Annotated in this window: 14 protein-coding genes and 1 riboswitch; of the genes, 12 read left to right on the top strand and 2 right to left on the bottom strand. The window is 33.6% G+C overall.

All coding sequences use genetic code 11. The features are described 5' to 3' along the window. Positions 1 to 3 precede the first annotated feature (3 nt). Positions 4 to 1,452: a cardiolipin synthase gene (cls, locus tag AC1RPN_RS05545; protein WP_481761673.1), complete on the top strand. Its 1,449-nt coding sequence runs from the start codon at positions 4 to 6 to the stop codon at positions 1,450 to 1,452. A gap of 52 nt (positions 1,453 to 1,504) precedes the next feature. Beyond that, positions 1,505 to 1,608: riboswitch (TPP riboswitch) on the top strand. Positions 1,609 to 1,654: 46 nt separating this feature from the next. Then, positions 1,655 to 2,209, top strand: a complete 555-nt coding sequence (gene thiT / locus AC1RPN_RS05540; RefSeq protein ID WP_481761674.1) for an energy-coupled thiamine transporter ThiT — start codon at positions 1,655 to 1,657, stop codon at positions 2,207 to 2,209. Positions 2,210 to 2,306: 97 nt separating this feature from the next. Here the strand turns inward: thiT and AC1RPN_RS05535 are convergent, their stop codons facing one another. Both AC1RPN_RS05535 and AC1RPN_RS05530 read right to left on the bottom strand, forming a co-directional pair. Next, positions 2,307 to 2,417, bottom strand: coding sequence for a DUF4044 domain-containing protein (locus AC1RPN_RS05535; protein ID WP_409022359.1), 111 nt, complete (start codon positions 2,415 to 2,417; stop codon positions 2,307 to 2,309). 63 nt (positions 2,418 to 2,480) lie between these two features. Further along, positions 2,481 to 3,431 carry a magnesium transporter CorA family protein gene (locus AC1RPN_RS05530; RefSeq protein WP_409022360.1) on the bottom strand — a complete coding sequence of 317 codons (951 nt, stop codon included), beginning with the start codon at positions 3,429 to 3,431 and terminating at the stop codon, positions 2,481 to 2,483. Between the two features lie 199 nt (positions 3,432 to 3,630). On the opposite strand from AC1RPN_RS05530, the gene asnB reads away from it, so the two are divergent. The 10 genes from asnB (at position 3,631) to murD (ending at position 15,132) form a co-directional block, all read left to right on the top strand. After that, positions 3,631 to 5,517, top strand: coding sequence for an asparagine synthase (glutamine-hydrolyzing) (gene asnB, locus AC1RPN_RS05525; RefSeq protein ID WP_481761723.1), 1,887 nt, complete (start codon positions 3,631 to 3,633; stop codon positions 5,515 to 5,517). A gap of 22 nt (positions 5,518 to 5,539) precedes the next feature. After that, the gene (dapG, locus tag AC1RPN_RS05520; protein WP_481761675.1) at positions 5,540 to 6,739 is read left to right on the top strand and encodes an aspartate kinase; all 1,200 of its coding nucleotides are present in this window, start codon (positions 5,540 to 5,542) and stop codon (positions 6,737 to 6,739) included. A gap of 12 nt (positions 6,740 to 6,751) precedes the next feature. After that, a complete protein-coding gene (locus AC1RPN_RS05515) occupies positions 6,752 to 7,120 on the top strand; it encodes a DUF3397 family protein (RefSeq protein WP_409022362.1) in 369 nt (122 codons plus the stop codon). Positions 7,121 to 7,294: 174 nt separating this feature from the next. After that, a complete protein-coding gene (gene mraZ / locus AC1RPN_RS05510) occupies positions 7,295 to 7,726 on the top strand; it encodes a division/cell wall cluster transcriptional repressor MraZ (RefSeq protein ID WP_481761676.1) in 432 nt (143 codons plus the stop codon). Between the two features lie 27 nt (positions 7,727 to 7,753). Next, complete coding sequence (rsmH, locus tag AC1RPN_RS05505; protein ID WP_481761677.1) at positions 7,754 to 8,704, top strand: 16S rRNA (cytosine(1402)-N(4))-methyltransferase RsmH; 951 nt, start codon at positions 7,754 to 7,756, stop codon at positions 8,702 to 8,704. A 27-nt stretch (positions 8,705 to 8,731) separates the two neighbouring features. Beyond that, positions 8,732 to 9,100 (top strand): cell division protein FtsL, encoded by a 369-nt coding sequence (ftsL, locus tag AC1RPN_RS05500; protein WP_481761678.1) that lies wholly within the window; start codon positions 8,732 to 8,734, stop codon positions 9,098 to 9,100. Then, positions 9,097 to 11,262, top strand: coding sequence for a penicillin-binding transpeptidase domain-containing protein (locus tag AC1RPN_RS05495; protein ID WP_409022366.1), 2,166 nt, complete (start codon positions 9,097 to 9,099; stop codon positions 11,260 to 11,262). The genes ftsL and AC1RPN_RS05495 overlap by 4 nt, the downstream gene beginning before the upstream one ends. 16 nt (positions 11,263 to 11,278) lie before the next feature. After that, positions 11,279 to 12,751, top strand: coding sequence for a UDP-N-acetylmuramoyl-L-alanyl-D-glutamate--2,6-diaminopimelate ligase (locus AC1RPN_RS05490; RefSeq protein WP_481761679.1), 1,473 nt, complete (start codon positions 11,279 to 11,281; stop codon positions 12,749 to 12,751). Between the two features lie 21 nt (positions 12,752 to 12,772). Beyond that, complete coding sequence (gene mraY, locus AC1RPN_RS05485; RefSeq protein ID WP_409022368.1) at positions 12,773 to 13,738, top strand: phospho-N-acetylmuramoyl-pentapeptide-transferase; 966 nt, start codon at positions 12,773 to 12,775, stop codon at positions 13,736 to 13,738. 17 nt (positions 13,739 to 13,755) lie between these two features. Next, a complete protein-coding gene (gene murD, locus AC1RPN_RS05480; protein WP_481761680.1) occupies positions 13,756 to 15,132 on the top strand; it encodes a UDP-N-acetylmuramoyl-L-alanine--D-glutamate ligase in 1,377 nt (458 codons plus the stop codon).

The raw sequence follows: 15,132 nt of genomic DNA, 5'->3' as shown, positions 1-15,132 counted from the left end.
TATATGACATATGTAAATATTGGTGTGCTACTTGTTTTTTTATTGAACTTGTTAGCGGCAATTGTGACCGTCTTTAGAGAAAAACGTGATATTGCTGCAACATGGGCATGGCTTCTTGTCTTGATAGGTATACCTATTTTTGGATTTTTAATTTATCTTTTTTTTGGTAAGAAAATTTCAAAAGAAAAAATATTTGATATTAAAACACAGGGTCGTATGGGTGTTGACCAATTAGTAGATCAACAAAAAGAAGAATGGGCCAGAGGAGAATTAACAACAAGCGGTAAATATACTGATGATGTAAACGAAATCATGCATATGTTTTTAGAAATAGAGAAATCTATTTTAACTAAGAAGAATGAGGTTCAGTTATTTATTGATGGGCATGATAAGTTTAAGACGTTATTTCAAGACATTCGTAAAGCTAAACACCATATCCATGTTGAGTATTATGCATTCGAAGATGGGCATATTGGAAATGAACTATTGACGTTACTTGAAATGAAAGCAAATGAAGGTCTTGAAGTTAGAATCATCTATGATGCATTGGGATCAAAGGGAACTACTAAAAAATTCTTCAAACATCTTGAGGAATTGGGCGGTAAAGCAGAAGCCTTTCTGGGTTCACATTTTTCATTTTCAAATCTTCGTTTGAACTTTAGAGATCATAGAAAGATTGTCGTTATTGATGGTAAAATCGGTTACATCGGTGGATTCAATGTCGGTGATCAGTATCTAGGTGAAAGTGAGAAATTTGGTAACTGGCGAGATACACATATTCGCGTATTTGGAAACGCTGTCGGATCACTACAAAGTAGGTTCATTATGGATTGGAATGCAACTGCGAGAAATAATCAGATTAATTACCAGTCAAGTTATTTTCCACAAACTGTTACAAAAGGTAAAGTTAACATGCAAATTGTTTCTAGTGGACCTGATTCAGAAATTGAACAAATAAAAAAAGGTTATATTAAGTTAATTAATTCAGCTAAAAAATATATTTATATTCAAACACCTTATTTAATTCCAGATGATTCTGTTATAGAAGCGTTAGATATTGCGGTATCTTCAGGCGTTCAGGTTAGAATTATGATTCCTTGTATGCCAGATCATGCCTTTGTTTATCGTGCTACACAGTATTATGCGAAAGATCTAACGAATATTGGTGTAGAAATTTATCAATACAACAATGGATTTTTACACGCTAAAACAGTTGTAATTGATGAAATGGTTGCATCCGTTGGTTCAGCTAATTTTGATTTTAGAAGTTTTAAGTTAAACTTTGAAGCGAATGCATTTATTTATGATGTAGGTGTGGCAAGCACACTTAAAACAATTTTTGAAACTGATATGGAACAAAGTAGTCTTTTAACGAAAAGGTATTTTAATGATCAATCACATTGGTTGAAATTTAAGCAACAGTTTTCAAGACTTCTTTCACCGATATTATAGGAATGGAAACGCTTGACGTTTTTCAGGATGTATGCGATATTATTAATCGGAGACCAACACAAAGGGGAGCCGATTAATTTTGGCTGAGAGTGAAGAAATTCAGACCCTTGGAACCTGTTTGTTAATGCAAACGTAGGAATTGTGTGTAGAAGATTAACACCTTCTTTGTGCTTGGTTTACTAAGTCAAAGGAGGTTTTTTTGTTGGAAAGAAAAAAATTATTGATATTACTAGAAGGGGTCGTTATGGCCGCTTTAGCAATGGCGCTATCATTTGTTCCTAATCCGCCAAATATTGATATTGCACTAGGTGTGTTACCTATTGTGGTATACAGTTTACGACGCGGATTAAAAATGGGATTAATTATTGGGTTACTATATGGTATATTACCTATTTTAATTGGAACTGCGTTTGTATTAACGCCGGTTCAGGCTATCTTAGAGTATCCAGTTGCTAATTTGGTACTAGGATTTTCTGGGTTATTCTCTGCTCGTTTTTTAAGTCAGTTGCGTACTAAAAATATGCGTGGTGCCATACAATCACTGACTTTTGCGATTTTAATAGCTGTATTTCTAAAATACAGTGCTCATTTTATGGCTGGTATCATTTTTTGGTCAAAATATGTTCAATGGGGGCTTTCTCCAGTTGTGTACTCAGCAGTTGTCAATGGTGGGAGTATGATTATTAACATGATTATTGCTACCTTGATACTTAGTATCATACTTAAAAAAAGTCCAGGAATCTTCCTAGCTAAATAGAATAGACAGAAAAAGACGGATATAATAATCCGCCTTTTTTTATAAAAAAGGTTCCTAGCTAATTAAGCTGGGAACCTTTAAAATTTTTATTTTTAAATTAAGCGATTGACATAACTGCGGTTAAAACGACACCACCGACTGTTACAAGAATCATTAACCACACGACAAACATTGTGATTTTTTGGAATGTAGATTTCTTTTTCTTCATGTTTTACCCACCCTCTCAAATCTAATAGTGTAACTATAACTTTTTTATAAGTAAAATGTCAACTTAAAAGTAGTCATTTTTCTTTAAATAATAAGCAGTTAATAAACAAATTATTAACGTGATTAATTGTAACCACCAGAATGAAAAATGAGTGTCTGCACCAGGAAGGGATACGTTCATGCCGAACATACCGCCAACGATTGTTGGTATCGTTAAAATAATCGTCATCGACGTTAAGACCTTCATGATAATATTTAAATTGTTTGAAATAACTGATGAAACCATTTCACCATAATTCTCTAATATTTTAGTTTGAATGCTTGTCATTGTTTCGGCTTGTTGGTTCTCGATTAAAACATCTGTGAGTAAATCATCAGTTGCCTTTTGTTTGAAATGCTCATTTGAGTCAACCATAGATTGAAGTACTGGATTATTTTTCTTTAAAGCAGCATCAAAATAAACTAAACTTTTTTGCATTGACATCATTTGATAATATTGCTCATTTTTAGTTGCTTTAGCAAGTGATTTTTCTAAATTTTCGGTTTCTTGAATGATAGATTTTAACGCAACGACAAAACTTTGTGATAGATACCAAAGTAATTTCAAAGTGAATTGATCCGATGTTATCGTTTTAATTTGATGAATTGGACTATCCGCGATAAATTTACTGATAAAATCTGGTTCACTATTTGAGACTGTAATTATTGCATCATCTGCTAAGATAATTGAAAAAGGAAACGTTTGGTATTCTAAGTAGCCTAGCGAGTTTCTAATGCGATGAGGGTACTGCATTAAGACTAAGTCAGGAACAATATTTTGAGACAATCCTTCAGTTCTTGAATTTTCTTGATCATCTGAAATAGCGGTCATATAGTCTCGTGGTATAGCATACTTTTTAATAAGTTCATTTATTTCTATTTCAGAAGGATTTGTAACGTTAATCCAACATGATTTACTGTATTCTTTTATTTTTTGAATTGTACCTAACTCAGTTGATGTATAATATTCTATCAATATCAAAGTCCCCTTTATTCGAATAACATAATACATAGTATACCAAATTTTTTAAGCTTTCGTTAATTCAGACATCTAGTTGTTAAGATTAGTTCAAATACGCTATAATAGTAAACATAACTGTAACCTAAATTGAAATATATGGTAGAATCATCTATAATATAAGACATTGATTTTTATGAAAATGAGGGATGAAAATATGTGTGGATTTGCAGGTGTATTGAGCGACAGACAAAAAAATACCAATGATGATTACGATAAAATTGTTCATAATATGACAAAAATGATTGTTCACCGTGGTCCTGATGATTCAGGTTATTTTAGTGATGATGATATAACAATGGGATTTAGAAGATTAAGTATTATTGATTTAGAAGGCGGACACCAACCACTTTCATATGAAAATGAACGTTACTGGTTAACTTTCAACGGTGAAATCTATAATTATATTGAACTACGTGAAGCATTAGTTGCTGATGGTTATGAATTTAAAACAGATTCTGATTCAGAAGTCATTTTAGGTATGTATGCTAAGTACGGTGCAGAAGCTGTTAAGCAATTCCGCGGAATGTTTGGATTTGTTATCTGGGATACGCAAGAAAAAACACTTTTTGCTGCCCGTGATCAATTTGGGATTAAACCATTTTATTACGCTATAGCAGATGACAATTTTTATTATGGTTCGGAAAGTAAAGCTATTTATAAAGTTTTAAAAAATAAGACATTTGATAAAGATGCACTTCAAGATTATATGACATTCCAATTTGTACCAGAACCAGAAACGTTAACTAAAGAAATTGATATGTTACAACCTGGACATTATTTAACGAAAAAATTAGGCGAGAAGCCAGTCATTACACGATATTTTTCTGCCGAATTTCATCCAGTAGTTCGTCCAGAAGAGACATATATTAAACGTATTAAAGACGTCTTAATTGATTCAGTTGATAAGCATATGCGTGCCGATGTACCAGTTGGTTCATTCTTATCTGGTGGAATTGATTCGTCTATTATTGTTGCTATTGCTAAAGAATTAAATCCAAAATTAGAAACAATTTCAGTTGGATTTGAACGTGAAGGCTATAGTGAAATAGATGTTGCGCAAGAAACCGCAGAAAAATTAAATGTCGCTAATTTTAGTTCTGTTATTACGGCTGAAGCATTTATGAAGGCTTTTCCACATTTTATTTGGAATATGGATGATCCCTTGGCTGATCCGGCTGCTGTGCCTCAATATTTCCTTGCTAAAGAGGCCAGAAAACGTGTTAAAGTTGCATTGACGGGTGAAGGTGCTGATGAACTATTTGGTGGTTACACTATTTATCATGAACCTGAATCATTAAAAGGATTTAAATACACTAAACCAATTAATGGTGCGTTGAATAAAATTGCTCAAATGATGCCTAAAGGGATGCGTGGACAAAGTTTCCTTCTTCGAGGCACGACACCAATGGAGGATCGTTACGTTGGTAATGCTTTTATTTTTAATGAAAAAGAAAAAGAAGCATTCTTTAAAGACTATAATAAAAATCATCCATTCCAAAGTATTACTGGCCAATATTATAATGCATCAAAAGATTACAATAAAATAGATCAAATGCAATTTATTGATATGCATACATGGTTAAATGGAGATTTATTGCATAATGCCGATCGTACAACAATGGCACACAGCATAGAATTGAGAACACCATTTTTGGATAAAGAAGTTTTTGCAGTTGCTTCTGAAGTGCCTGCAGATTTGAGAATTGCACATGGAACAACCAAGTATGCTTTACGCAAAGCTGCTGAAGGTATCGTTCCTGACCATGTTTTAAATCGTAAAAAATTAGGTTTCCCTGTGCCTATTCGTTTTTGGTTAAAAGACGAAATGTATGACTGGGCTAAACAAATTATTAATGATTCTCAAACAGATGAATTTTTTAACAAACAATATTTCATAGATTTATTGGATGAACATCGTGCTGGTGTTAGAGATAACTCCAGAAAAATATGGACTGTCTTAACATTTATGGTATGGCATCGTATTTACATTGAAAGTGACATATTAGAAGATAGTAAAACAGTAACAGAAAAAGCTAAATAATAAATAGTGGGAGTTCAAAATAATGACAATTATGGTTCAGAAGTTTGGTGGCACATCGGTTCAAGACGATGAGTCGAGACGAGCAGCTTTAAAACACGTAAAATATTCAGTTGATAAAGGGTATCAAGTCGTTGTCGTTGTTTCAGCAATTGGGCGTAAAGGTGCACCTTATGCAACTGATTCATTATTAGGACTTGTCGATGGAGAGCAATCATTACTTTCTAATAGAGAACTTGATATGATTGTTTCTGTTGGTGAAACTATTTCTGCCGCAGTTTTTTCTGAATTATTGAATAAGGAAGGCATTAAAGCTGCTGCTTTAACAGGGCAGGATGCTGGAGTTGAAACAACTGATGAATTTCAGAATGCTAAAGTAATTAACATTAATACTGATTTAATTGATGAGGCATTTAAAGATGCTGATGTTTTAGTTGTGACTGGGTTCCAAGGTGCTACAAGTAAAGGTCAAACGACGACTATTGGGCGTGGTGGAAGTGATACGACAGCTGCATTACTTGGAGCAGCATTAGATGCTGAACGTGTCGATATTTTTACTGACGTGTCAGGGATGATGACTGCCGATCCTAGATTAGTTACAAAGGCAAAATTTCTAGAAACAGTCAGTTATGAAGAAGTTGCAAATATGGCTCATGAAGGTGCGAAAGTTATCCATCCTCGTGCAGTGGAAATTGCGCAACAAGCCCATGTTCCAGTTCGGATTCGCTCAACTTGGCAAAGTCCTGAAGAGATGGGAACCCTTGTGACCGACCGAAACTTAGGTGTAAAGCATTATCGTAGTGTAACTGGTATTGCTCATGTGACTGGACTCAGTCAATTTACAATTAAAACAGTTAATCATGCTCCAAAAGATGTTTTTAATTTGATGTCCAATAATAATTTGAGCGTTGATTTTATTAATATCTCACCTGGCAAAGTCCTCTTTAATTTGTTCAATGATGATGAAAAAAAAGCTAAACAACTTTTAGTAGATGCTGGAATTGATGTCTCAGTGCTTCCAAACTGTGCGAAAGTTTCAATTGTGGGAGCGGGGATGACTGGAACACCAGGTGTTACGGCCAAAATTGTAACAGCACTAGCTGAGAAGGATATTAATATTCTTCAAACAACTGATAGTTATACGACAATTTGGATTTTAGTTCAACAGGACGATTTAAAAACTGCTGTTAATGCATTACATGATGTCTTTTTAAGCAGTATCTAAAAGGGGTAATTTATGAAACTTTTACCATTTTTTGGAACTTGGTATGGGTCGATAATTTTAATATTTGGATATATTCTAATTTTAACTTTACTTAAACGTATTTTACGTAAAAATTGGCCTAAACGGTTGCAAATCATTGATTTTTTACCACCATTACTTCTTTTATTGACACATATTTTATCAGTACGAGAGTTTAATTTATCGATTACACCATTTATAATATTTTCTTGGTGCTTAATTGGTATTGCTAGTGCGCTTATGTATGCGTATCGAGATGGAGAATTAATTTATGCAAAATTTTTCAAGACCATTTGGAAAATTACTGATATTTATATGCTTGGATGGTACCTCTTAATGCTTCTCTTTTTAGTACTATTTTAAGGATATCGTCCTACATTTTTAATTATAAGTAATGTAAAAAACACTTAATCTAAAAAGGATTGAGTGTTTTTTTGTATATTATCATTTAAAATCATAATATTGGGGAATTCAGTGGTGGAATGTGGGGCATTGTGGTAAAATTTAAATAGTTACTATGAAGGGGGGCTGTACACAATGTTTATGGGCGAATTTAAACACACTTTAGATACTAAAGGTAGATTAATTATTCCAGCTAAATTTCGTGAGGAATTAGGTGAGAAATTTGTTATTACTCGAGGTATGGATGGTTGTTTATTCGGATATACACAAACAGAGTGGACACTCCTAGAAGAAAAGCTTAAAACACTCCCTTTAACAAAAAAAGATTCACGGGCTTTTGTAAGATTTTTATATTCTGCAGCTACAGAATGTGAATTTGATAAACAAGGCCGTATTAATATTCCAGTTCCTTTAAGAACACATGCTGATTTAGAAAAAAAATGTGTGCTAGTAGGTGTTTCAAACAGATTCGAAGTATGGAGTGAAGATCGATGGAATAGTTTTTCAGAGAGTGCATCAGAAAATTTTGATGAAATTGCAGAAAATATGATTGATTTTGGATTTTAAATAACACGTATGAAAGGGGATAAAACTATGACGACATTTGAACATGAAACAGTACTACTAAATGAAGCAGTAGATGGGTTGGCTATTAAACCAGATGGTATATATGTTGATTGTACTTTGGGTGGCGGTGGACATAGTGCCCTAATCCTGTCTCAACTAAGTACGGAGGGACATTTATATGCTTTTGACCAAGATCAAACAGCGATTACTTATAATGAAGGGCATTTAAAAAAATACATAGAAAATGGACAAGTTACGTTTATTAAACGCAATTTTAAAGATTTAAAAGCCGCGTTACTGGAACTTAATGTCACGGAAGTAGATGGTGTACTCTATGACTTAGGTGTATCATCCCCACAATTTGATGTCGCAGAACGAGGCTTCAGTTATCAGCACGATGCGCCGTTAGATATGAGGATGGATTTAAGTGCAGAATTAACAGCTAAAGAGATTGTTAATAATTGGACATATCAAGAACTTATTAGAATCTTTTTTAGATATGGTGAAGAAAAATTTGCAAAGTCAATTGCTCGTCAGATTGAAAATGCTAGAGAAAATGAAGAAATTGTTACAACTAGTCAATTAGTTGAATTAATTAAAATGGGTATTCCGGCTCGTGCAAGACGAACAGGTGGGCACCCTGCTAAAAAAGTTTTTCAAGCTATTCGAATTGCGGTTAATGATGAATTGGGTGTTTTAGAAGATTCATTAGAGCAAGCAATTGATTTAATTAATGTTAAGGGGCAAGTTAGCGTTATTACATTTCAGTCATTAGAAGATAGATTGGTCAAAACGATGTTTAAGGAACGAACAAGTTTACCAGAGTTACCACCGGGTTTACCTGTAATTCCAGATAATATTCAGCCAAATTATGCACTAGTTAATAAAAAGCCAATTTTACCATCAGAATTAGAATTACAGAATAATAGGCGTGCACATTCAGCAAAATTGAGAATTATAAAACGATTGAAAAAATAATATTTTATAATAAAGGGGTTACATATCATGGCACAAAATAGCACAGCACGACAAATGCCAAGAGAATATAAAGAAAATCCAAGACAACAACCTATACATAAAAAAACAGTGGGATCACAAAGTGTTGCATTTTCTAGAATTGAAAAATCATTATTTGGTTTAATTGGTGCAATTTCTTTGGTACTTATGCTTATGCTAGTTTCATCTCAGGTAGAGTTGTCTAATAGTAGTCAATTTTTACAAAATATTAACAGCGAAATAACAGCTATTCAAACTAAGAGTTCTGATTTGACACAAGAAGTGAACGAACTTGCCAGTAATGATCGATTAAATAGTATCGCTAATAAAAATGGTCTTAATTTAAGTGAGAGTAGAATAAGGAATGTAACGAAATGAATAATCAAAAGCAACGGATGATAAATGACATGAAAAAGAAACGTAGAAATAGGCAAAGGTTTGGTGTGCTACTAATCCTGGCCGTTTTAGCGATTCTTTTGATGTTTATCATTCGTTTTTCTTATATTGTAATAGGTGGAAAAGTTTCAGATGTTAATTTAAGTAGCCAAACACAGGCACTTTATGAAAATAGTCGAATTGATAAAGCAAATAGAGGAACCATTTATGATGATTCAAATCAACCGATTGCTGAAGATACAACAAACTACTCAATTTATGCAGTTCTATCAAAATCATATGTTGGTGCAAATAACAAAGCGTTATACGTTACTGATAAGAGTAAAGCTGCAAAAGTTATTAGTGATGCGATTGGAATGAAAGAATCTAAAGTTTACAATATTTTGAATGCAAAAAAAGGAACTTACCAAGTTGAATTTGGTAATTCTGGTAAAAACTTATCTTTGGAAACAAAAAACAAGATAGAATCAGCAGATTTAAAAGGTATTTATTTCACTGAAACACAAGCAAGATTATATCCAAATGGTGTTTTTGCATCACATTTAATTGGTGTGACAAAAAGCACTTCAAAAAAAGGTGATTCAACTTTATCTGGTGTAATGGGACTAGAATTAGCATTTAATAAACAATTAAGTGGAACAGACGGGTTAAAAAAGGTCCAAAAAGATAGTTATGGTTACCAACTACCAAACTCAAAGACAAAAACAAAAAAAGTTGAAAATGGAAATAATATTTATACAACCATTGATACAAAATTACAAACGTATCTTGAAACAACTCTAACTAACGTACAAAAAACATATAATCCTAAATCAATGAATGTTGTTATAATGAATGCTAAAAATGGAAAAATTTTGGCAGGAAGTCAACGGCCTACATTTAATGCAGATACCAAAAGTGGTATTTCAAAGATGTGGCGTAATACGCTAATTGAAGATAGTTATGAACCTGGCTCGACTATGAAAGTATTTACAATGGCAGCTGCTATTGAAAATAATGCCTACAATGAGAATGCCGTCTATAAATCAGGTGTTTTAAAAGTGGGAACTAAGATTGTTCCTGATTGGAATACATCTGGTTGGGGTTTAATCACTTATCGTGAAGGTTTCGCTCGTTCAAGTAATGTTGGTATGGCTAAGTTGGAACAAGCGATGGGGCATACTGCTTGGCTTAAATATATTAAAAAATTTGGTTTCCTGGAAAGTACAAATCTGGGATTAGCTAATGAAGCAAAAGGTAGTATTGAATTTCAATACCCAATTGAACAAGCAGATACAGCTTTTGGTCAAGGAATAAATGTGACAACTATGCAAATGATGCAAGGTTTTACGGCATTTGCAAACAACGGTAAGATGATCAAACCAACGCTTGTGGATAAAATTGTAGATCCTAATACTGGAAAAACAACGTATCAAGCTAAAACAACAAATTTAGGACAAGTTATTAAAAAATCAACGTCTAAAGAAGTATTAAGCATGATGCAAGATGTTATCTACAAAAATTATGGGACCGGTAATGCCTTTAAAATTGATGGTTACAAGATAGCTGCAAAAACAGGAACTGCCCAAATTTCGGATCCAAATGGAACTGGATATCTAACGGGTGATGCAAATTATGTCTTTTCAGTTGTAGGTATGGCGCCGGCCAAAGATCCAAAATATATTATGTATGTAACGATGAAACAACCACAAAATATGCAAGGTACCAGTGGTAATGCTATTTTGGCACAAATATTTAATCCATTGATGAAGAGGACTTTAGAAGAAGACAGTTCAACAGCGGTATCAACTGCAAAGACTAATGTAACAGTAGCAGACGTTACAAATAGTTCAACTTCATCAGCTAAAACAAAATTAAACGAACAAAATCTAGATATTGCAGTTATCGGACATGGCAGAACGGTAGCTAATCAGTATCCACCTGCTGGAACGACTGTATTATCCGGACGTAAAATATTGTTATTAACAAATGGTGAAATGATTATGCCTGATTTAACCGGTTGGTCAAAGAGTGATGCGGTGAATGCTGCAGAATTAATGAAACTAAACTTAACGACAACGGGTAGTGGTTATGTAGCAGCTCAAAGTATTAAGGCGAATACAGTTGTTAAAAAATCAACTATGGTGAAATTAACGTTAAAATAAAAAGGTGAATATAGATATGAGAGCAGATAAATTAATCCAAAGTTTAAAATTTAAACGAGTATCAACGGCGATTGATTCAGAGTTAGATATTAAGCTATTAACACAAGATACAAGAGAAGTTGTTGAAGATAGTCTATTTGTTGCTGTTGAAGGTTATACAGTTGATGGACATGATTTTGTGAATCAAGCGGTTGAAAAAGGTGCGAAGATTATTATTGCTCGTAAACCAGTTGATGTACCTGTTCCAGTCGTTTATGTCCAAGATACAAATCGTGCGATGGCAATTCTTGCCGATGCATTTTATGGCGTCCCAAGTCAGCAGATGAGAATGATTGGTGTTACTGGTACAAATGGTAAGACGACTGTTACACATTTGATTGAACAAATTTATCGTGACTTAAATCAAAAAACAGGTTTAATCGGTACAATGTATCGTAAAATAAATGATACACTGTATCCTTCGAATAATACAACTCCAGATGTTATTACATTGCAAAGAACTTTAGCACAAATGAAACAAGAAAAAGTTGAAACTGTTGCAATGGAAGTTTCTTCACATGCGTTAGTCTTAGGACGTGTATGGGGTATTGATTTTGATATCGCAGTTTTTACAAATTTGACACAAGATCATTTAGATTTTCATAAAACAATGGAAAATTATGCACATGCAAAAAGTATGTTATTTGCTCAGTTGGGTAATCATTATACTGAATCAGGCGACTCAAAAGTGGCTGTTTTAAATTTTGATGACCCAGTGGCTCGAACGTTTACTCAGTTTACTTCTGCTCAAATATTATCTTACGGTATCGAAAATGATGATGCCATGATTCAAGCTAAAAATATTGAAATTAAGAGTCATGGAACTGAGTTTGATTTAATTCTTTTTGGTGAAACAACTCATGTTACAATGCAATTAATCGGCTTGTTTAATGTTTATAATATGCTTGCTGCGTTTAGTGCCGCATATGCTGCTGGACTTGATGAAACACAAATTATTAAATCACTTGAAAAAGTGACTGGTGTTAAAGGTCGTTTTCAATTAGTGCCTTCTAAAACGGGTATCAGTGTAATTGTAGATTACGCGCACACACCAGATGGGTTATTAAATGTCTTAGAGACAATACAAGATTTTGCACAAAATAAAATTTATTGCATTGTTGGCTGCGGTGGTGATCGTGATAAAGGAAAACGTCCTAAAATGGCAAAAATTGCTGCTGACCATAGTGATTACCCAGTATTTACTATGGATAATCCTAGAACTGAAGATCCTAAGGAAATTATGGCAGACATGCTGACTGGAATTCCAGAAAATAGAGCAACTGTTATAATGGATCGACACGATGCAATTGCTCAAACAATAAAAAAGGCGCAACCAGGAGATGTTATTTTAATTGCTGGTAAAGGTCATGAAGATTATCAAATTCTTGGTCGAGAAAAAGTGCATTTTGACGATGTTGAAGAAGCATCGGGAGCATTAAATAAAAAATAAGAATTGAGTGAGGATAAGACAATGACTAAACCAGAAATGTTTATACCGTTGGTAAGTGGATTCGCATTAACGTTTATGTTTATGCCATTATTTATTGGCTATTTTAGAATACGTAAACAAGGGCAAATGATTAGAGAAGAAGGACCAAAATGGCATGAGAAAAAGTCTGGTACACCAACAATGGGTGGATTTGTCTTTAATATTGCTATTATTATTACTGCAATTTGGACAGGTATATGGGCTAATTCTATGACACCAGCGATGATGATTATGATTTTCATCTTATTTTTATATGCTATTTTAGGATTTTGGGATGACAGTATCAAATTATTCAAACGACAAAATGAAGGTTTAAAGCCTTGGCAAAAATTATTGGGTCAAATAGTTGGTGGATTAATCTTCACCGTCGTTTATGTCCATGAACATTTGCCACTTGCAATTAATGTCTTTGGTTTTGGTGAGGTCTCAATCGGTATTCTTTATGCTGTATTCATTATTATTTGGCTTGTTGGATTCTCTAATGCGGTTAATTTAACTGATGGAATTGACGGTCTTGTTTCAGGTCAATCAATTATTGCATTCGGTGCATATGCAGTTGTTGCGCAAGTACAACAACAAAAGGATGTACTTATTTTTTGTTTATCTGTCATTGGCGCATTAATTGCGTTCATTTGGTTTAATCATAAACCAGCTAAAGTTTTCATGGGAGATATGGGATCGTTAGCATTAGGTGGTGCATTAGCAACCGTTTCAATTTTATTACACCAAGAACTATCACTCATTTTTATTGGTATTATATTTGTTTGTGAGACGGCAAGTGTTATTTTACAAGTAGCTTCATTTAAATTAACAGGTAAACGCATATTCAAGATGAGCCCAATTCATCATCATTTTGAAATGAGTGGTTGGAATGAATGGAAAATTGATATTGTCTTTTGGACTATTGGGTTAATTGCTGCGATTTTAACGTTACTAGTCATTTTATAAAGGGAGATTTAATTGGAATGAAAAATATTACGAATTATCAAAATAAAAAGGTTCTAGTTGTAGGTTTAGCAAAGAGTGGCTTGAATGCAGCCAAACTTTTAAAAGATTTAGGCGCATTTGTGACTGTGAATGATCATAAAAATATTGATGATAACCCTGAAGCTAAAGAGCTTTTGGCTGAAGGAATCAAAGTGATTACGGGCGGACACCCACTCTCTTTACTAGATGAGGATTTTGAGTTAGTCGTAAAAAACCCTGGAATTCCATATACAAATTTACTTATTGAAAAGGCAATGGAAAAAGGTTTACCTATTATTACAGAACCAGAGCTTGCTTATGAAATTTCTGAAGCGCCAATGATCGGGGTTACAGGAACGAATGGTAAGACAACTACAACGACGCTGATTTCATTGATGTTAAATCAAGAAAGAAAGCAAGGACGTGCATTTGTCGCTGGAAATATTGGTGTTCCATCTGTTGCCGTAGCAAAAAAGGTAACCAAAAATGATATTATTGTAGCTGAATTATCAAGTTTTCAATTATGTGGCATTGATAAATTGAAACCAGAAATAGCCGTTATTACTAATATTTATGAGGCACATACGGATTACCATAAAACTCGAGAAAATTATGTGAAAGCAAAAATGAGAATAACTGAAAATCAAGATTCTAGTGATTTTCTTGTTGTCAATTGGGATTTAAAAGAACTTCGTGAACTAGCTAAAACAAGTTCTGCTAACATTGTGCCATTTTCTAGATTAGATGAAATTGAAACAGGGGCTTATGTAAAAGACGGAAATATTTACTATCAGAATGAATTCATTATGAAATCGGATGAAGTTAATATTCCTGGTGAACATAATATTGAAAATGCGCTTGCAGCTATCGTAACTGCTAAAATTAAAGGTGTAACAAATACTGCTATTCAAGAAGTATTATCGACATTTACAGGAGTACGCCACCGTACACAGTTTGTTAGCGCATGGCATAATCGCAAATTCTATAATGATTCAAAGGCAACTAATATTGAAGCAACTGAGATGGCTGTAAAAGGATTTTCGAATCCAATTATACTATTAGCTGGTGGATTAGATAGAGGATTTACGTTTGAAAAATTGGTGCCTGTACTTAAAGCACATGTAAAAGCAATGATTGTTTTCGGTGAAACAGCTGATTTAATGCGAAATGCTGGAGAAGCGGCAGGTATTACTCAAATTAAGCAAGTCACTGATGTTGTTGCAGCTGTTCCCGAAGCATATAAATTAAGTGATAACAATGATATTATATTGTTATCCCCAGCAGCAGCTAGTTGGGATCAATATCCTTCATTTGAAGTACGTGGTGACAAATATATTGAAGCGGTTGAAAAATTAATGCAAGTAGAGGATAAATAA

Source organism: Dellaglioa sp. CoH-57-MRSF-20 (genome assembly GCF_056781955.1).
This window is presented reverse-complemented; position numbering and strand designations above follow the sequence as displayed.

What these genes read in the sequence shown, in the direction of transcription:
- AC1RPN_RS05490 (WP_481761679.1), top strand. Translation starts at nt 11,279, where the DNA reads ATGAGAGCAGATAAATTAATCCAAAGTTTAAAATTTAAACGAGTATCA.
- rsmH (WP_481761677.1), top strand. Translation starts at nt 7,754, where the DNA reads ATGACGACATTTGAACATGAAACAGTACTACTAAATGAAGCAGTAGAT.
- mraZ (WP_481761676.1), top strand. Translation starts at nt 7,295, where the DNA reads ATGTTTATGGGCGAATTTAAACACACTTTAGATACTAAAGGTAGATTA.
- dapG (WP_481761675.1), top strand. Translation starts at nt 5,540, where the DNA reads ATGACAATTATGGTTCAGAAGTTTGGTGGCACATCGGTTCAAGACGAT.
- cls (WP_481761673.1), top strand. Translation starts at nt 4, where the DNA reads ATGACATATGTAAATATTGGTGTGCTACTTGTTTTTTTATTGAACTTG.
- mraY (WP_409022368.1), top strand. Translation starts at nt 12,773, where the DNA reads ATGACTAAACCAGAAATGTTTATACCGTTGGTAAGTGGATTCGCATTA.
- ftsL (WP_481761678.1), top strand. Translation starts at nt 8,732, where the DNA reads ATGGCACAAAATAGCACAGCACGACAAATGCCAAGAGAATATAAAGAA.
- AC1RPN_RS05535 (WP_409022359.1), bottom strand. Translation starts at nt 2,417, where the DNA reads ATGAAGAAAAAGAAATCTACATTCCAAAAAATCACAATGTTTGTCGTG.
- asnB (WP_481761723.1), top strand. Translation starts at nt 3,631, where the DNA reads ATGTGTGGATTTGCAGGTGTATTGAGCGACAGACAAAAAAATACCAAT.
- AC1RPN_RS05515 (WP_409022362.1), top strand. Translation starts at nt 6,752, where the DNA reads ATGAAACTTTTACCATTTTTTGGAACTTGGTATGGGTCGATAATTTTA.
- murD (WP_481761680.1), top strand. Translation starts at nt 13,756, where the DNA reads ATGAAAAATATTACGAATTATCAAAATAAAAAGGTTCTAGTTGTAGGT.
- AC1RPN_RS05495 (WP_409022366.1), top strand. Translation starts at nt 9,097, where the DNA reads ATGAATAATCAAAAGCAACGGATGATAAATGACATGAAAAAGAAACGT.